20 protein-coding genes and 1 tRNA gene are annotated in these 17,133 nt (G+C 62.7%); 12 read left to right on the top strand and 9 right to left on the bottom strand.

The genetic code is table 11. The annotated features are described in order from the left end of the window. Nucleotides 1-24 precede the first annotated feature (24 nt). Nucleotides 25-97 (top strand) — tRNA-Ala (locus AC6I99_RS15400). Between the two features lie 64 nt (nt 98-161). On the opposite strand, the gene AC6I99_RS15395 is transcribed toward AC6I99_RS15400, so the two are convergent. After that, on the bottom strand, nt 162-365 hold the full coding sequence (locus tag AC6I99_RS15395) for a cold-shock protein (RefSeq protein ID WP_144648155.1): 204 nt from the start codon (nt 363-365) through the stop codon (nt 162-164). Between the two features lie 202 nt (nt 366-567). Here AC6I99_RS15395 and AC6I99_RS15390 point away from each other — a divergent pair, with 202 nt between their 5' ends. Genes AC6I99_RS15390 through AC6I99_RS15370 form a run of 5 tightly spaced genes read left to right on the top strand, consistent with a single transcriptional unit; the run spans nt 568 to nt 2,797 of the window. Continuing rightward, complete coding sequence (locus AC6I99_RS15390; RefSeq protein WP_224088246.1) at nt 568-912, top strand: zinc ribbon domain-containing protein YjdM; 345 nt, start codon at nt 568-570, stop codon at nt 910-912. A gap of 16 nt (nt 913-928) precedes the next feature. Then, nucleotides 929-1,435: a universal stress protein gene (locus AC6I99_RS15385; protein ID WP_497961227.1), complete on the top strand. Its 507-nt coding sequence runs from the start codon at nt 929-931 to the stop codon at nt 1,433-1,435. After that, nucleotides 1,422-1,853 carry a fluoride efflux transporter FluC gene (locus AC6I99_RS15380; protein ID WP_497961226.1) on the top strand — a complete coding sequence of 144 codons (432 nt, stop codon included), beginning with the start codon at nt 1,422-1,424 and terminating at the stop codon, nt 1,851-1,853. The genes AC6I99_RS15385 and AC6I99_RS15380 overlap by 14 nt, the downstream gene beginning before the upstream one ends. Continuing rightward, a complete protein-coding gene (gene crcB, locus AC6I99_RS15375) occupies nt 1,850-2,221 on the top strand; it encodes a fluoride efflux transporter CrcB (RefSeq protein ID WP_497961225.1) in 372 nt (123 codons plus the stop codon). The genes AC6I99_RS15380 and crcB overlap by 4 nt, the downstream gene beginning before the upstream one ends. A gap of 45 nt (nt 2,222-2,266) precedes the next feature. Beyond that, the gene (locus tag AC6I99_RS15370; RefSeq protein ID WP_224088238.1) at nt 2,267-2,797 is read left to right on the top strand and encodes a ferritin; all 531 of its coding nucleotides are present in this window, start codon (nt 2,267-2,269) and stop codon (nt 2,795-2,797) included. 29 nt (nt 2,798-2,826) lie between these two features. On the opposite strand, the gene zapE is transcribed toward AC6I99_RS15370, so the two are convergent. The 4 genes from zapE to AC6I99_RS15350 are packed head-to-tail and all read right to left on the bottom strand — an operon-like array spanning nt 2,827 to nt 5,965. After that, the gene (gene zapE, locus AC6I99_RS15365) at nt 2,827-4,020 is read right to left on the bottom strand and encodes a cell division protein ZapE (RefSeq protein WP_497961224.1); all 1,194 of its coding nucleotides are present in this window, start codon (nt 4,018-4,020) and stop codon (nt 2,827-2,829) included. Continuing rightward, nucleotides 4,017-5,012: a magnesium/cobalt transporter CorA gene (gene corA / locus AC6I99_RS15360; protein WP_224164925.1), complete on the bottom strand. Its 996-nt coding sequence runs from the start codon at nt 5,010-5,012 to the stop codon at nt 4,017-4,019. Before corA ends, zapE begins: the two co-directional genes overlap by 4 nt. Before the next feature lie 9 nt (nt 5,013-5,021). Continuing rightward, on the bottom strand, nt 5,022-5,447 hold the full coding sequence (locus tag AC6I99_RS15355) for a DUF1761 domain-containing protein (RefSeq protein ID WP_224164924.1): 426 nt from the start codon (nt 5,445-5,447) through the stop codon (nt 5,022-5,024). A 47-nt stretch (nt 5,448-5,494) separates the two neighbouring features. Then, on the bottom strand, nt 5,495-5,965 hold the full coding sequence (locus AC6I99_RS15350) for an Lrp/AsnC family transcriptional regulator (protein WP_396133431.1): 471 nt from the start codon (nt 5,963-5,965) through the stop codon (nt 5,495-5,497). Nucleotides 5,966-6,152: 187 nt separating this feature from the next. On the opposite strand from AC6I99_RS15350, the gene AC6I99_RS15345 reads away from it, so the two are divergent. After that, on the top strand, nt 6,153-7,388 hold the full coding sequence (locus AC6I99_RS15345; RefSeq protein ID WP_224088234.1) for an MFS transporter: 1,236 nt from the start codon (nt 6,153-6,155) through the stop codon (nt 7,386-7,388). Between the two features lie 6 nt (nt 7,389-7,394). Here the strand turns inward: AC6I99_RS15345 and AC6I99_RS15340 are convergent, their stop codons facing one another. Together AC6I99_RS15340 and AC6I99_RS15335 are read right to left on the bottom strand one after the other, a co-directional pair. Beyond that, nucleotides 7,395-7,901 carry an Lrp/AsnC family transcriptional regulator gene (locus AC6I99_RS15340; protein ID WP_224088233.1) on the bottom strand — a complete coding sequence of 169 codons (507 nt, stop codon included), beginning with the start codon at nt 7,899-7,901 and terminating at the stop codon, nt 7,395-7,397. Nucleotides 7,902-8,015: 114 nt separating this feature from the next. Beyond that, nucleotides 8,016-9,239, bottom strand: a complete 1,224-nt coding sequence (locus AC6I99_RS15335) for an MFS transporter (protein ID WP_497961223.1) — start codon at nt 9,237-9,239, stop codon at nt 8,016-8,018. Between the two features lie 108 nt (nt 9,240-9,347). Between AC6I99_RS15335 and AC6I99_RS15330 the strand changes: the two genes are divergently transcribed. Beyond that, entirely contained in the window at nt 9,348-10,322 is a 975-nt protein-coding gene (locus tag AC6I99_RS15330; RefSeq protein WP_497961984.1) for a LysR family transcriptional regulator, read from the top strand. On the opposite strand, the gene AC6I99_RS15325 is transcribed toward AC6I99_RS15330, so the two are convergent. Beyond that, a complete protein-coding gene (locus AC6I99_RS15325; protein WP_497961222.1) occupies nt 10,297-11,322 on the bottom strand; it encodes a nitronate monooxygenase in 1,026 nt (341 codons plus the stop codon). The genes AC6I99_RS15330 and AC6I99_RS15325 overlap by 26 nt on opposite strands. Nucleotides 11,323-11,363: 41 nt before the next feature. Here AC6I99_RS15325 and AC6I99_RS15320 point away from each other — a divergent pair, with 41 nt between their 5' ends. Continuing rightward, nucleotides 11,364-12,299, top strand: coding sequence for an N-acetylglucosamine kinase (locus AC6I99_RS15320; RefSeq protein ID WP_497961221.1), 936 nt, complete (start codon nt 11,364-11,366; stop codon nt 12,297-12,299). A gap of 8 nt (nt 12,300-12,307) precedes the next feature. Here the strand turns inward: AC6I99_RS15320 and AC6I99_RS15315 are convergent, their stop codons facing one another. After that, nucleotides 12,308-13,330 carry a pirin family protein gene (locus tag AC6I99_RS15315; RefSeq protein ID WP_497961220.1) on the bottom strand — a complete coding sequence of 341 codons (1,023 nt, stop codon included), beginning with the start codon at nt 13,328-13,330 and terminating at the stop codon, nt 12,308-12,310. 50 nt (nt 13,331-13,380) lie between these two features. Here AC6I99_RS15315 and AC6I99_RS15310 point away from each other — a divergent pair, with 50 nt between their 5' ends. The 3 genes from AC6I99_RS15310 to rsgA all read left to right on the top strand — a co-directional run bounded on the left by AC6I99_RS15310 (nt 13,381) and on the right by rsgA (nt 17,083). Next, on the top strand, nt 13,381-15,177 hold the full coding sequence (locus tag AC6I99_RS15310) for a glycoside hydrolase family 35 protein (protein ID WP_497961219.1): 1,797 nt from the start codon (nt 13,381-13,383) through the stop codon (nt 15,175-15,177). 41 nt (nt 15,178-15,218) lie between these two features. Then, entirely contained in the window at nt 15,219-15,671 is a 453-nt protein-coding gene (locus tag AC6I99_RS15305) for an NUDIX hydrolase (protein WP_497961218.1), read from the top strand. Nucleotides 15,672-15,895: 224 nt separating this feature from the next. Next, on the top strand, nt 15,896-17,083 hold the full coding sequence (rsgA, locus tag AC6I99_RS15300; protein ID WP_497961217.1) for a ribosome small subunit-dependent GTPase A: 1,188 nt from the start codon (nt 15,896-15,898) through the stop codon (nt 17,081-17,083). Nucleotides 17,084-17,133: the final 50 nt, after the last annotated feature.

Raw genomic sequence — 17,133 nt, 5'->3', positions numbered from 1 at the left:
GCCCGGCCGTAGACGCCGTGCCCAGGGGCTATAGCTCAGTTGGTAGAGCGCTTCGTTCGCATCGAAGAGGTCAGGAGTTCGAATCTCCTTAGCTCCACGGATTCCGGCAACAACAAAACCGGCCAGGCACAACATGCCTGGCCGGTTTCTTTTGTGGGAGTTTAGAGGGGCTGGATGTTCTCCGCCTGAGGTCCCTTGGGGCCCTGGGTGATGTCGAACTGGACCTTCTGGTTCTCGTCCAGGGAACGGTATCCGCTGGACGTGATTGCTGAATAGTGGGCGAATACATCCGGTCCACCGTCGTCCGGGGCAATAAATCCGAAGCCCTTTTCAGCGTTGAACCATTTCACTGTGCCTGTAGCCATGCTTGTTTTCCTTCACGGGTAGCTGGTCGGTACCGCTTGTCGGATCACCGTCCCCGCCACTCACATTATTGAGCCTATGTGTCGATCTGACATGGGGCAACAGATTCTGCCGCGCCTTTCATAATGTCCTTGTGCCGGGGTAGGCTTCCGGGCCGTGGTTGGAAGGGCCGGCCAGCGGTGGATGCCCCCTTAGAATTACCCTGTGAACGACTCTCTGCCTCCGTGCCCCGAATGCTCCAGTGAATACAGCTACCAGATGGGCGCGCTGTTGGTTTGCCCTGAATGTGCCCACGAATGGTCACCAATGAGCGGGAGCGACGAGCAGGGGAATGTCATCAAGGACGCGGTGGGCAACATCCTGAGTGACGGCGACACCGTCACGGTGGTCAAGGACCTCAAAGTGAAGGGCAGCGCCACGGCCATCAAGGTCGGCACCAAAGTGCGGAACATCCGGCTGGTCGACGGCGTGGGGGATCACGATATTGATTGCAAGGTGGACGGGTTCGGCCCCATGCAGCTCAAGTCCAGCGTTGTGAAGAAAGTCTGACGGGAGGCGCTTTACGATGACGGGGACCCCAGTACCCAAAGGCCTCATCGGCCCCATCCTGGTAGGCGTCATGCCCGGGCAGCGTCCCGTCGTCGTAGAGCGTGCCGCCGAGGTGGCGCTTAGCGCCGGGCTGCCGCTGGTGTGCGCCTTCGTTGATGTCACCGTTTATCCCGTGGATGGAACCACGGGCGGGCCGTCTGCTCCGATTGACCCCGACGGCGTGGACGATGATGCCGAGAACGTCCCGGAATCCTTGCGGACAGCTATTGCCACCCAGTTGGCCGAAGCTGACTTGAGCTGGTCCATCGTTTCCCTGGCAGGCGAACCGGCACGGGCATTGGCCCGTGAGGCCGAAGATATCGGCGCGTCCATGATTGTGGTGGGCTCCAGGGACCGCAAGCTCGGTTCGGCTATCAAAGAGCTGACGGCGGGCTCCATTGCCCGTCAGCTCTTCCACCGCCAGGATCGCCCTGTGTTGGTTGTACCCGTGGAGCCACGGGTACCGGTGGATGATGACGACTGACGCCAGGCGTCCCGTCCATCTTCACTGGGGGTTCATCGGAATTGTGGCCGCGGGTGGCGTGTTCGGGGCACTCGCCCGCTACGGCCTCGGACTTATGATTCCTGCGCCAGGATCCTGGCCGTTGCCCACCCTTCTGATCAACCTTTCCGGCGCTTTGGCCCTGGGCGCTTTGCTGGAGGGACTTGCCAGGAGGGGGCCCGACGTCGGCCGTCGCCGGGCGTTGCGCCTCGCCTTTGGTACGGGCTTCCTGGGTGCCTACACCACGTACAGCACGCTCGCCTTGGATGCGGTGCACCTCTTCACTTCAGGTGACACGACTGCTGCCCTGGGTTATCTGGGCCTGAGCCTGCTGGGTGGGGCGCTCGCAACCATGGCGGGAATCTGGTTCGCCGCATGGCATCACAGGCGTACGAAATGACAGTCATCCTGTTGGCCCTCGCGGGAGGACTGGGCGCGGCTGTTAGATTCATGCTGGACGGGCTCATCCGGGCACGCGTACGTACTGCCCTGCCATGGGCCACCATTTTCATCAATGTTTCCGGTTCCGTGCTCCTGGGGTTCCTGGCAGGCCTGGTGATGGAAGGGCAGGCACCTGAATCCCTTCAACTCATCCTCGGCACGGGTTTCCTGGGCGGCTACACCACCTTCAGCACGGCAAGTCTGGAGACCATAAGGCTGGTGCAGAGTGGGCGGATGGGGCTGGCGCTCGTCAACGGGTTGGGTTCCATGGCCGTTAGCGTCGGGGCGGCCGCCGCTGGTGTTTGGTTCGCTCTGCTGCTGGCTTAAAAGAAGACTGTCTGGCTGTCTTGGCCCGGCTGTAGGATCGGTGCCATGGCTAACAAGACATTCAATGAGCTGTTGTCCGTTCAGGTCGCCAATGAGTTTGCGGCCTCCCAGCAATACATTGCAGTAGCCGTGTATTTTGACGGTCAGGACTTGCCGCAGCTTGCCCGGCATTTTTACCGCCAGTCCCTCGAGGAGCGGAATCACGCCATGATGATGGTCCAGTACATGCTGGACCGCAACGTCCCCGTCGAGATCCCGGGTATCGCCCCGGTCCGCAACAACTTCACCAACGCCAAGGAACCCATCGCTTTGGCCCTTGAGCAGGAAAGGGAAGTTACGCGCAACATCGAGGAGATGTTCCGCGCGGCCCGTGCTGAGGGCGACGCCTTGGGCGAGCAGTTCATGCTGTGGTTCCTGAAGGAGCAGGTTGAGGAAGTTGCCTCCATGACCACGCTTCTCAACATCACGGAGCGGGCGGAGAACCTGTTCGATATCGAGAATTACGTTGCGCGTGAGAGCGTTGGCGATGGCGGGCATGATTCCAGTGCACCGTCTGCTGCCGGCGGCGCGATCTAGCTGCAAAAAACCAAGGGGCCGCCCGAAGCTCAGCTTCCGGCGGCCTCTTCGATTGCCAGGGCATCGTCAGGGTCGGACCTGCCTAGCAGGGACAGGCGGCTGGCAATGCGGGCCAGGTCCACGGGAGGGACGCTGCCGGAGGGCTCCGCGTCCCAGTCCAGGGGTCCGGCGCCGATCAGGAACAGAGTGATGTCTTGATCGTGAAGCACATCCACGGCATTGCTGAATCGCTGCCATGCGGGCGCGGAAGCAGGGTCGCTCCCGGCAGGGGAGGGAACGTCGTCGATGACCCAGGTCTTGAAACTGTGCGCCAAGGCCAGGAAGTCCGCAGTGGAGGTCAGCCCTGCGCACAATTCCGGAAACCCCACCCAGAGCAGGTCCCGGTCTGCGTTCTTGACCACGATCGGCTGCGTTGTTGGGGTCAGGACGCGGCTTTGGGACACCGATGGCCGGAAGAGCCCCAACCGTCCCAGTTGTTTGGGCGTCCCCGGTGTGATGATCCGGCCAGAGCTAAAGGCTTTGGGCGCGGCGCTGGGTTGGGAACCTGCTGCAGGAAACCGCCGGAAATCGGCGGGGCCATTGACCTCCACAATATCCATCATCTCTTTGATGGCTTCGATGGTGGGCACAAAATGGTCGTGCCACAGCGGATTGGGCAGTAAATCGTCCGGGGCGTAGTTGGACGTCACCACCAAGGGAATCCGGCGCTGCGCCGCGGTTCGCAGCAATCGCGCGATAAACATCCCATCCCCAACGTCATGGACATGGAACTCATCGAAGAACAGGACGTCGATGTCCGCCAGGAGCACATCCACGGAGTGCTGGATGGCTGTTCCATCCGCGGAACCGGAACGGCGGGTCCCGGCGTGGAGCCCTCGGAAGAAATCATGAAAGTGGACGCGACGTTTCCGGGCGCGGAGCCTGTCGTGAAAACTGTCCATGAGCCACGTTTTGCCGCGACCCACAGGTCCGTGAAGATAGATACTTCGCGGCGTCCTTCGCTGACGCGCTCGACGGCGGGCCGTTACCTCTGCACCAAAGGCCGCCAACCGCTGCGCTGCTTCATGCTGGCTGGGCTCAAGCTGGAAACCCAGCCGTCCGGCGTCGTGCGTGATGCCCTCCACGAGCGCCAGGACAGTTTCCCGGTTGCCCTGTCTTCCACTTTGCGGGAGTCTTCCCCGGTGCGGGAGGCTCCCCGGTTGCGGGAGGAATGGGGGCGTCACAGCCAGCCTTTCCGCTTGAAGATGAGATACATGAGCAGTGCTGCTCCGAACATGAGTCCGATGGCCATCGGATAGCCGAAGTCCCAGTGCAACTCCGGCATGTGGTCGAAGTTCATGCCGTAGACGCCTGCCACAAAGGAGGGCGCGAACAGAATGGCGGCCCACGAGGAAATCTTCTTGACCTGTTCGTTCTGGGCGGCGCTCGCCTCGTTCTGGCGGTTCGCTGTCAGGGTGCCGTCGAGGGTCAGGGCGTTCTGCAGGAGATCCCTGAAGGAGTTCACCCTGGAGATGACGCGCTGGACGTGGTCCTCTACGTCACGGAGGGAGCGCTGGAGCTCGATGTCCACGCCGTATTTCTCGAATCCCTTCTCCAGCAGCACCATGATGTCCGGAAGAGGCTGGATGGCCCTTTGGAATTGAATGACTTCACGGGCAAGTTCATAGATCCGCCTGGACACTGCCGTATCGCCGCTGAAGAGCTGGTCCTCAATTTCGTCGATGTCGTTCTCGAGCCCGGCAACGACAGGTGCATAATCGTCCACCACCTGGTCCAGGAGGGCGTAGAGTACCGCTTCCGGTCCATGCCGCAGGAGGTCCGGCCGCTGCTCCAAACGGTGGCGGACACGCGCAACTCCGCCGGTCTCGGCATGGCGGATGGTCACTACGAAATTGGGACCTGTAAAGATGTGCAGCTCGCCGAACTCCACCGTCTCGGAAGCATCCAGATAGCGGGCGGGTCGCAGGACTGTGAAGAGGTTGTTGTCGTAGCGCTCCAGTTTGGGCCGCTGGTGCGCTGAAACGGCGTCTTCCACGGCGAGTTCGTGGAGGCCGAACTCGTGGGCGACAGCGGTCATTTCGTCCCGGGTGGGCCGGTAGAGACCGATCCACGCCATGCCACCTTGCTCCGAGAGTGTCTCGAAAGTCTGCTCAAGGTTACGTGGGGTGGCTGTGCGTACGCCTTCTACATAGACGGCGTTATCAATGATGGTCACGAATGAACGCTACTGCATGGCACCGATGATGGCGCCGGCGACGGTCATGGCGAGGATATCGTGCCCCGCATCAATAACGGTCACCTCCGAGGGACGCCCCGCGAAACCATTGTGGATGACGTGTCCTCCGGCACGGAAGACCAAAGCCAGGATGAGGGCGAAGAAGCCACCTGCCAGGAACGTGTTGAGCTCCAGGGCACTGATCAGGATGGCCAGAAGAATGCTGGTGAGCGCGGCGGCAAGCATCATGGGAATCCAGATGCCGGCTCCGCCATCGATGTTCTTAAGGTCCTCTTCGGTTTTGCCGATCGCTTGCATCCACCTGCGCCCAAGGACGGCCGGCATGTACCAAACGAAGCCGATCACCATGCTTGAAATGAAGGCCAGGAGAACAGCGAGCCAGTTGATCTGCAATATGTGTGAGAGCCAATCCATGGTCAAAAGCCTAAACGGCTGCGACCCCTGGAACCGCGTTCAAGCGCTCATGCTGACCGCGTGTTGGTGGAACCGGCCAACCTTTCCATCAAAGGCTCCGTGCGGTAGGGGATATGTGTGTGGAGCGCCAGGACAGTTTCTGTTCGGATGACGCCCTTGGTACGCAGGACGGACCTCAACGCGGATTGCAGGTTATGCGTATCGGTTGCCACCACGCGGCACCAGAGATCTCCACGTCCGGAGATTTCGTGGACCTCCAGCACTTGTGGAATCAGCCGTAGGGCACCGATGACGCCATCGAGTTCGCGGTGCGTCACTTCGATGGTGATGAAAGCTACGACGTCGTACCCCACCTTTTCCAGGTCCACTTCACGGCCTGCTGCCTGAAGGACCCCGGACCGAAGCAGCCGCTTAAGGCGGCTCTGCGCAGTATTGCGGGCGATGCCGAGTGAGTCGCTGAGCTCGGCGATTTGGATGCGGGGATCCTTGATGAGTTCCAGCAGGATCTTCAAGTCCATGGGGTCCAAGGTATTCAAATGGTCACTCCGGCTCACTGAGACAACAATAGTTTGACTATTTTGCTCAATTTTCCCACGCTTCTGCTTCGTCAAGCGCAGGTCTACGGCAATCTGTTGCTACCGAAACCTGGCTGCGTCCTCCATCCCACACGGACCCCGCGCGCAGCCCCGAATCAAGGGCACGGAAATGACTGTCTTGAGCGAACTCCGCATGCGTCCGGCCAAAGCCGGAGCCTGGAGTTGGGATGCCACCACCACTGCAAGGTTGGTCCTGGCCGGCATCGTGATCTTCACCCTGCTGGTGGGCGCAAACCTGGCCACACCTCTCTATCCTTTGCTGCAGGCCAGGCTGGGGATGTCCCCCTTGGACGTCACGGTTGCCTTTGCCAGCTACGTTGTGGCGCTGGTTGTGGTTCTCATGGTGGCGGGGCACTGGTCCGATCACATTGGAAGGCGGGCGGCACTGGTGCTTGCCGTCGTCATGGGATTGCTGGGTGGCATCATCTTCGCGAATGCGGACAGCCTTGGCATGCTGTCCCTCGGCAGGGCCTTCCAAGGTGTGGCAGTAGGGCTGGCCACCGGGGCCAGCTCCGCAGCCCTGCGTGAACTGTTGCCCCAGAGGCCTGACTGGGCTTCGCGCTTCACGTTGCTCTCCTCGGCTGGTGGCGTGGCTGCCGGACCCGCAATCGGTGGTCTCCTGTCGCTGCTTCCGGACCCTACTCGAACGCCCTACTTCATCCACTCCGGGGTGCTTCTCGCCGCGCTCATTCCACTGTGGCTACTCAAGGCAAGGCCCGCGATTGCCCCCGCTGCGGGAAAGCCGGCGCTGAAGGTTCTCGCTCCACGAAAGCCCGCTATTTCCAGTCATGCACGCGGTGCCTTTTGGATGGCATCCGCGGTGGGCTTCCTAAGCTTCGCAGTCTTTGGCTTCTGTTTGTCGCTGGCTCCGGGATATTTCGCAACGGTGGTGCATGCCGATTCCAGGCCCCTTGTCGGGCTGATGGCGGGGGTGACCTTGGGCGCATCGGCGCTCAGCCAGTTGGTGGGAGTACGCGGACGCTACCTGGTCCCCGTTGCCCTGGCGGTGTTGGGCGTCTCCATAGTCCTGGTGGGAGCTGCCGCCGCTTGGTCGAGCCCGTTGGTGCTGGTGGCCGCCAGCGTGACCGCCGGTGCAGGGCAGGGCATCGCGTTCCGTCAGGTGTTCAACGACGTCGCCGGGAAGGTAGAGGCGGCCCGGCATGCGCAGGTCATCAGTACGGTGTACGTCATCACCTATCTGGGAAGCGCGGTTCCGGTGATTGGCTTGGGACTGGCGGTGTCGGCGTTGGGCTTGCAGACCGCCGTCGTTGGTTTTACGGTGCTATGCGGGGTTGCGGCGCTGGCGCTCGCTGCGGCATCAGTCCGGGGCGCCCTGCGCGCCTGAGCCGGGCTACTCGGGAAGCGGACCTCGGTTGCCGGGGATGTGCTGGAAGACCATGGTGGTTTCCGTGTGTCCGACCACTGGATCAGTAGCGAGGTTATCGAGCAGCCAGTTGCGGAGGTCGTCGGTGTTGGCGACGGCAATGTGCAGAAGATAATCCACGGAGCCTGTGGTGTGGAAGGTGGAGATCACTGCCGGCAGCTTAGGGACGCGTGCGGTGAAGCGGTCGATCTGGTCCCTATCATGGGCGCGGAGACGGACAGCAATGAGCGCCTGCACCGAGCGGCCGATCGCCGGCAGGCTGAGGATCGCCTCAAAGCCTTCGATGATCCCGCGTTCGGACAGGGCCCTGGTCCGCATCAGAGCAGTGGAGGGAGCGATTCCCACGAGTTCCGCCAATTGTTTGTTGGAGATGCGGGCGTCCTCTACCAGGGCGGCGAGGATTCGTTCATCAATAGCGTCCAGCGGCTCGGCGCTGCCTGAATGTGGCCGAACATTCTTCGCGGGGTTGCTCACGGATCCTCCTGAAATTGCCTTTCATTCATCATAATCATTGAAATCCCGGCCATCCATTCGTTCCCGCCCGTTGTTCCCGAATATTTGTCCAGGGTCGCCCCGGTAAAGCGTGGATTATTCTTGCGGGGTCGGTGAGCGATGTACGACGGCGGTAATTACCGCCGTCGTGAAGGCAAGCGCCATGACGCTCCAGGCCAAAGCCGGCCACCCGAACGCCTGGAAAGCCAGGCCTCCCGCCCAGCCGATGACACTGGACCCCAAGTAGTACGAGAGGTTATAGAGCGATGCCGCTTGGGCGCGGCCTGTTGCGGCGATGGCGCCGGTCCAACCGGAGCCAACGCTGTGGGCTGCGAAAAAGCCTCCAGTAAACACCACGAGGCCGATCAACGTTGCCACGAGGTTCTCTGCCAACGTCAGGGCGAGGCCTGTGATCATCATGACAATCCCAAAGAGCAGGACGTTGCGCCGCCCAAAGCGCATGGTGAGTCCGGCCGCCCACCGGGAGCTTACGGTTCCGGACAGATAGGCCAGGAAAATGAGGCTCACCACCGTGGTGGGAAGCCCGAATGGTGCCGCGTGGAGCCGGAACCCGAGGTAGTTGTAGACAGCGACAAATCCGCCCATGAGCAGGAATGCCTGAAGGTAAAGGGAGAACAGTTTGGGGTTTCTGGAATGGCTCCCCAGCGTGCGCAAGGCTCCTCGGAATCCACTGGCCGGCGCGGGCATGAAGCGTCGCTGTTTGGGAACCAGCACCACGAACAGTACCGCCGAGACGGTGGCCAGCAGGGACACTGCCAGCGCGGCTGCCCGCCACCCCCAGAGTTCTCCCACTGGACCCGCGACCAAGCGTCCGGCAAGTCCGCCGAGCGTGGTTCCGGCAACGTAGCTTCCGGCCGCCAATGCCGTGTGGATTTTTGTGACTTCTTCGTTCAGATATGCGATGGCTATGGCTGGGATTCCGCCCAGGGCCATGCCTTCAAGAGTCCGCAGTCCCAGGACCAGTGGAACAGTCGGTGCCAGTGGAACAACCAGCCCCAGTACCGTCGCAGCTCCAATGCCGATGGCCATTGCGCGAACCCGGCCGATCCTGTCTGCGACGAAGGACCACGGCAGGACGCTCACGGCAAGTCCCACGGTGGCCAGCGAGATACTCAGTGCGGCTTCAGCTGCGGAGATTTGGAGGTCGGCGGCCATCAGTGGCAGGACTGCCTGGGTTGAGTACAGCTGGGCGAACGTCGCAACCCCGGCCAAGGCCAACGCGGCAAGCACGCGTCGATAGCCACGGGAACCCTTGGCGTGTCCTTCCCATGGTGTAACGCTCACGGCTGTTTTAGTCACTGGCCCAGATTAGGCTTCCCGGATTGGGTGATCCAATGCATCATTCGCTTATGATTCATGCATAATTGCATGATTGTCCTACTGATGCTGGAGCGGAACGGCAGGCACATGGAACCGGATCACCAACAGCTTGTGCAGCTCCTGCCGCTGCTTCCCGTCCTGGCAGAACTGGGCCGGACGGAGCATATGACGGAGACGGCCGAGCTCCTCGGCGTTCCCCAATCCACAGTGAGTCGTGCAGTGGCGAGGGCAAGCGCGATTGTGGGGATGGATCTTCTTGTTCGTGATGGGCGTGGCATCCGCCTGACTCCGGCGGCAAGGACGTTGCTGCCCTACATCGAAGCTGCGTTGGAAGACTTCCAAGCCGGATTGGACAGGGTAAGGCACGAATCGGACGTGGTGAGGGGACGCATCGGCATCTCGTTCCAGCACACGTTCGGTGAAGCGACTCTGCCCCTGCTCATCAGCGCGTACCGGGGCAGGCATCCGCATACGGTCTTCGAGCTACGGCAGGGTCCGCGCGACGACTGCCTGGACGAACTAGCCAGGGGCGATACAGATTTCGCCCTCACTGCACCGATCGCCCCGGAAGGCAGGGGCATCCACTCCCTGCCCCTCTACAGGGAGCCACTGCGCGTGGTGCTGCATTATCGGCACCCACTCGCGGGCAGCCCCAGCGTGCACCTGTCCGAGCTGCGGCATGACCCTTATGTGACGCTGCCGGCCGGCGTCGGCCTCCGGGCCTTGGGCGAAGCGCTGTTGCGCGAAGCGGGCTTCCGTCCGCGGACCGCCTTTGAAGTCCAGGAATCCCACACTGCCAGGGGGCTGGTGGCGGCCGGGCTGGGCTTCTGCATCCTGCCTCCGGCCGGGCCCGGCTCCGGAACTGGCCAGTTCCTGCCAGGGGCTGAGTTGGGACTTGTGGAAGTTCCCATCGAATCCGACCTTGCGTTCCGGCAAATCGGCATGGCATGGCGGGAGCGCACCTTCGAACCCGACGCCGTCAGGCTGTTCCGTGAGCTGGTGGTAACGGAGGGCGAAGCATTGCTGGCCGAGCTTGTCAGAGCCCGCTCAGGAAACCCCTGACAACATCCACCGCGGATCCTTCCTTTGCTGATCGCCAACCAGTGCCTGCCCACAGATTGAGGCGGTCAGGATCACCCGCCGCCGATGCTGCTGCCCGGATCGGCGCCGTCAGGTGGTGGATTGCCGGATAACCCTCTGGCGCGTCCGCGTGATCGCGAACGAACGCGTTGACCAGTGAACGGGCGTATCGTCCCGTAAAGGCCCGGGTCCTGGCCGTCTCCGTAAAGCGCGGGTCGCCCAGGGCATCTTTATGCGGTTGCCGGGCTCCGCTTTCCTCCGTTCGTACCAGCGCCGTACCAACTTGCGCGGCTGACGCACCAGCAGCCAGGACTTCGCGAAGCGCTGTACCGTCGCTCACCGCACCGGCCGCAATCAGCGGAAGGTCGACGGCAGTACGCACCTGGGCGATGAGACCCGCCGTCGTGCTGTTTTCTCCTGGGTCGGCTGCCAGGAACGTCGCGCTGTGTGCTCCTGCGGAACTGTGCTGCACCGCAAGGGCATCCGGGCCTTCTTCCGCGGCCGCAAGGGCCTCGGCGACACTGGTCACACTGGAGATGACAGCAGTTCCGGCCTTCTGCAGGGCCTTGACCACAGAGCGTCCCGGAAGCCCGAAGACGAAGCTGACGAACTCCACAGGATCCGCGATCAGCGCGTCGATTTTGTCCTGCCAGGCGTCGTCGTCAAATCGGAGGGCTGGGATTGCCACGCCGTAGCGGGCGCCCTCTGCTTCAAGTTCCGTCCGGTACGCCTCCAGCCTCGCGCGCGCCCCGGCGGACGGGGAGAGTTGCACCGTGTCCGGTACAAAAACGTTCATTCCGAACCGGATGCCCATGGCACGCGCTGCTGCGATCTCGGCTGCCATGGCCTCGGGACTTTTGTAGCCGGCCGCCAGAAAACCCAAGCCTCCGCCGGCCTGGACTGCCTGCACGAGTGCGGGAGTGGACGTTCCACCAGCCATGGGCGCTGCAATGAAAGGCGTATCAAACAGGGAATGCGACATGTGCAGTTTCTCCTCGGGGCGCTCCAAGCTAGTCTTTCACGGTGAACAATCTTGACTCTGCCATGCATTCCCACGCGTCCACGGAGGCACTCACCGGTACCGTGATCGGGCTGGATATCGGCGGAACGAAAACGCGCGGCGTGAGGTTCGAAGACGGCGTTCCCGTCCTGGACGAAAGCGCCGGAAGCTCCAATGTGCAGAATGTGAGCCGCGAGCAGGCCATGGCCAATCTCGCCGAGCTCTTCGGAAAGATCGGCGGCGGTGACATTGACGAGGTTTACGCGGGCGCCGGAGGAATTGATACCGATGAGGACGCGCAAGCGCTCGCCGACTTGATCTCCCCACACGTCCCCGGGGCGCGCATCACCGTGGTTCACGATTCCAGGCTGCTTCTGGCGGCAGGGGGAGCAAGCACGGGCGTCGCGGTGATTGCCGGAACCGGTTCTGCCGCGTGGGGACGGAACGCGGCCGGTGAGGAAGCCCGCGCCGGAGGCTGGGGTTATCTTCTGGGCGACGAGGGAAGCGGCTACTGGCTGGGTCGCGAAGCCGTCCGCCACAGCTTGCGGCGGATGAACCAGGGACTTGAGCCGGACACCCTGAGCCGTGCCTTGCTGGACTCCTGTGGAGTGGAGGAGCCTGGCAAACTGATCGCCTTGTTCCACTCCCCGGAAACCGGTCGCCGTTATTGGGCGCAACAAGCGCGGCTGGTCGTCGAGGCTGCGGACGCCGGTGATGAAACCAGCGCCAGGCTGGTGGACCAGGCGGGCAAGGACCTGGCTGACCTGGCCGAGCAGGTCGTTCGACAACTGGGCTTGGACGGTCCCGTGATTCTGGGCAGTGGACTGGGCATGAACGTCCGCCGCCTGCAGGAATCATTCAAGGCGCGGCTGGCCGAGCAGGGTATCGTCGATGTCCGGATTCTCCAACAGGACCCTGTGTTCGGCGTCCCCCGGCTTGTGGCCGAGCAGCGGGCGTAGCGCTTGACTCAGCCCCTGGTACGGGGCCGGAGCTTAACGCCCGGAAGTGGCGGCGCGGGGATGCGTCCGGCTTCCGGTCCTGCGTCAGGACCATGGCCCTGGACCAAGCCGAAGCGTGACGTGGCGGCGGCGTCGTCGTCGAGCAGGCCTTCGGCTTCCCATTCCAGACGCGCTTTTTCCACTTCTTCATGAGTGCGTCCCACGAAGTTCCACCACATCAAGAGGTCTTCCCCGAACGGTTCGCCACCCAAAAGCATGAAACGGGTATCCGGTTGGGCCTCTACGATCAGGTTGTGCCTGCCGGCACCCAGGTAGGCCAAGGGGCCTGGTTCGATGTCTTCGCCGTCGATGACCAGGTGGCCGTCCAGCACCAACACTGCATGCTCAAACTCGGGTCGAAGCGGAAGCTGGAGCATACCTGCGCCGGTGATGTCCGCACCTACGATGGGGCTGAACATCGTGGCAGGTGAGCGCTGGCCAGCGAATTCACCCACCATCACGGTTGCCGTGTAGCCTTCGCCAACAGCGACTGGAAGCTCGCTGTGTTGCTCGAAGGACGGTTCGCGGTGCCGGTGCTCGTCGGGGAGCGCAACCCACAACTGGAGTCCCCGCGACATGGGAATCCCGTCATCCGTTCCGGCCACCGTAGCCGCAGGCAGGACCGAGAATTCCGAATGCGAGATTCCGTGGCCGGCGGTCATGATGTTCAGTTCACCGGGTTTGACCACAACATCGCTTCCCACGCTGTCGCGGTGCCTAACGGCCCCTTCCAGCGGCCATGTCACCGTCTGGAGACCGCAGTGGGGGTGGGGGAGAACGCTCATTGCCACACGGTCCGGCCCAAAACTGTCCAGAAAGCACCAAGCGCCAACGGTGGGCAAACCTCGCTGGGGCAAGGTGCGGAACACGTTCATGGCACGGACGCCGCCAAGGGGAACTTCACGCTCGGGCCATAACTGCACGCACGGGCCTTGTCCTTCATGGGCGGCGGGGCAGACTTGTTCCGCCGGCGAAGTATCAAGATTGGTCATGTGTTCATCACCTGTGCATAAATGTTGGAAATTGAGCTAATCTGTTCCGTGTGAACAACGCCCTTTTGAGCTACCACGACGCCGTCCTCTACCGTTCGGGTGAACCGTATCGCATCCTTGCGGGAGCCATCCACTACTTCCGGGTTCACCCCGATTTGTGGCAGGACCGCCTATGTCGGCTTAAGGCCATGGGCGCCAACACTGTTGACACCTACGTCGCCTGGAACTTCCACCAGCCTAAGCGCGAAGAGGCGCCGGACTTTACAGGCTGGCGGGACATTGGCCGTTTCATCGATCTCGCCGCGGAGGAAGGTTTGGACGTCATTGTCCGGCCAGGCCCCTACATTTGCGCGGAGTGGGACAACGGCGGCTTCCCGGCCTGGCTCACCGGAATCCCCGGGATCGGCCTGCGGTGCATGGATCCACAGTTTACGGCCGCGATCGAGGAGTGGTTCGATCACCTTCTCCCGCAGATCGCCTCACGGCAGGCATCTGCGGGCGGCCCGGTCGTCGCCGTCCAGATTGAGAACGAATATGGCAGCTACGGCGACGACCACGAGTACATCCGCTGGAACCGCCGTGCTTTGGAGGAGCGCGGGATCACTGAGCTGCTGTTCACCGCCGACGGCGGCACTGACTACTTCCTCGACGGCGGCTCCGTCGAGGGGACCTGGGCGACAGCCACGTTGGGAAGCCGGGGTGATGAGGCCATCGCAACATGGCAGAGGCGCCGACCGGAAGAGCCGTTCTTCAATGTCGAATTCTGGGGTGGTTGGTTTGACCACTGGGGCGAACACCACCACCGCCGCGACGCCCACGACGCCGCGGCGGAAGCACGGAAGATGCTCGATGCTGGTGGATCGGTGTGCGTCTACATGGCACATGGAGGCACCAACTTTGGCCTGGGATCCGGCAGCAACCACGATGGCACCATGCTCCAGCCGACGGTCACCAGCTACGACTCCGATGCCCCCATTGCCGAGAACGGAGCATTAACGCCAAAATTCCATGCCTTCCGCAAGGAGTTCTACCGCGCCCAGGGCATCGAGGACCTTCCTGAACTGCCTGCCGGGTTGCTCACGGACGCCCCGGTCCTTCCAGCGCAGTCCCTGGCCCTGACGGAAGGCCGGGACCTGTTGGAGCTCGTCCGCGATTCGGGCAAGCCGGTTACCAGCGTCAAACCGCTCACTTTTGAACAGTTGGGACTCGACGCCGGCATGGTCCTTTATGCGGCCGAGGCGACACTCCCGGGACGCCCCGGGGCCCCAGTGGAGAGCCGCCTCAAAATCACAGGGTTGAATGACCGTGCCTACATCTGGGTGGATGGTCAGTTTGCCGGGGTCCTGGACGATGTGAACGGGGCCCAAGGGTTGGCTGTCACCGGAACCGGCGTCCCGGCCAAGCTGGAGATCCTCGTGGAGAACCTGGGCCGCATCAACTATGGTCCCCTGACCGGGCATGGCAAAGGAATCCAGGGCGGTGTCCTGATCAACCAGCGCTACACCTTCCACTGGACGCAAACGCCAGTCGCGTTGGCTGAATGGGCGGCAGAGGACCTCGAGGGACTATCCGGAGCGGAGTTCGAGGTTGCGGAACCGGCGGATACATATATTGCGCTCCCTGGTTCCGGGAAGGGCTTCGTCTGGCTCAACAGCTTCCTGTTGGGCCGGTACTGGGACAAAGGGCCGCAGGGAACCCTATATGCCCCGGCGCCTCTGGTGAAGCGTGGCCTCAACAGCATCAAGGTGCTGGAGCTCGCCGAAGCGGGGACCGTCGTCGAGCTCCGCGAAGGACCGGACCTCGGCCCGGAAGAGTCGGGGCCGATCATGGCGGCCGAATTGCCTTAGTGCAGACCGGCTAGGAAGTGGCTGCCTACTAAGCTGGCACCATGACCCTGGAGTTCGACACCCGCCCCGCCGCTTACGCCATCATCATTCAGGAGGACCGGATTCTTCTCGCCTACTGGAAGCAGGACGGCAAAGAAGGCTGGACGCTGCCGGGTGGCGGACTGGACCTTGCGGAGCATCCCGTGGACGGATGCCGCCGTGAGGTCTATGAAGAAACCGGTTATGAGGCCCGCATCGATCGCATGCTCGGCATCGACGTCGGACACTGGCCCGCGGAAGCCGGGCAGGACGGTACGCCACGGGACTTCCAGGCGCTCCGGCTGGTCTACGAAGCCACGATCGTCGGTGGCGAGCTGACGCACGAGGTGGATGGCAGCACTACCCATGCGGCGTGGATTCCCCTGGACGATATCGGCAAACTCAACCGGGTCTCCCTGGTGGACGTGGCACTACGTCTGCACAATGAGCGGCCAGCCGACGGGAAGCTCGACTAAAGGCCTCCCAAAAGACCTAGCCAAAGGCCCAGTGGCTTGGCTACGCTGTAGAACGTTGCCGGCCCTCCAGCTGCCGGCCCGGATGCTGAGGAGGTGGAACTGATGATTGCCATAATCCTGCGCGCCCCGCACTCACGCGCGGCGCACCGTCATCACACCGCCATTCCTGTCCCGGCATCAGCCAGCCAAGGCTAGGCGGCCGGGCCTCAGCAGAGGTACCAAACGTGAATACTTACGCTTCTTCAAGCGACCCAAAAAACAGTTTCAGCGACGCAGTCGACGGCCACCGTCTCCAAGGCCCAACAGACTACGGCTATACCGAAAGCACCGCTGAACTCTTCCGCGCCAACCCGGCTAGGGACGGCCACACCAGCCACAACACTCCGGCACGGGTAGTCCGCCTCGACAGGAACCGTGTGCTCGTAGCCTCGAGCAGCGGCCTGCTCCATCTTCCCTATCCCGGGCATGGTTTGGTTCCCGCCACTGGTGACTGGGTATGGCTGGGGCATAACGGCGCCGGTGAGCCATCCGTCGTCGAGGTTCTTCCCCGGCATTCGGCCCTGAGCCGAAAGCGCGCTTTCGAGGCATCCTCCGAAGAACAAATCCTGGGCAGCAACATCGACATCGTGGCGGTAGTGGTTCCCGTGGACCGGCCTCTTACCCATAACCGGCTGGAGCGGACGCTCGTGGCCGCATGGGATTCCGGCGCAACTCCGCTGGTCGTCATTACCAAAGCCGACCTGGCGGACCTGGCAGACGACGTCGTAGGTGAAGTCATCCTCCAGGCTGCCGGCGTGGAGGTGGTCACCACGTCAGCAGAGCAGGGCGACGGCATCGAGGACCTCAGGCTGCACATCCCGGATGGGGCCACGCTGGTGCTGCTCGGCCCTTCGGGTGCCGGCAAATCCACGCTCATCAATGCCCTCGCCGGACGCGATCTCCAGGCAACGGGTGAGGTGCGTGCCGGTGACGGCAAGGGGCGGCATACCACTACCTCCCGGGAACTGGTCCCCTTGGCAGGCGGTGCCGTGCTCATGGACACTCCAGGTGTCCGTGGCTTTGGGCTGTTCGACGCCGAAGACGGAATGGAGGAGATGTTCGGCGACCTTGAGGGGCTGTTCGCCGGATGCCGCTTCGCCGATTGCTCCCACCAAGCCGAGCCGGGGTGCGCCGTGTTGGAGGCGCTCGCCGACGGAACCCTGGACGAGCGCCGGTGGGGCAGCTACCTCAAACTGCAACGCGAACTGGCGGCCTTGAACCGGAAACACGATGCCGCAGCCAGGCGGGCCTATCAGCGCGAATGGCATCAAAAGGTGATGTCGGCGGACAGGGGACAGCGTGCCGCGGAAAGACACCGGCACGATCAAGCCCAGGAACGCGCAGCAAAGGGCGGCAAACGTCGCAAACGCTGAACATTGCCGATTCATTACGGAATACGTGGCGTCGCTGACATCGTCGGTGG

This window comes from Arthrobacter sp. TmtSoilC77 (assembly GCF_059739415.1).
Note: the sequence above shows the minus strand (reverse complement) of the source record. Positions and strands in the feature narration are given on the sequence as shown.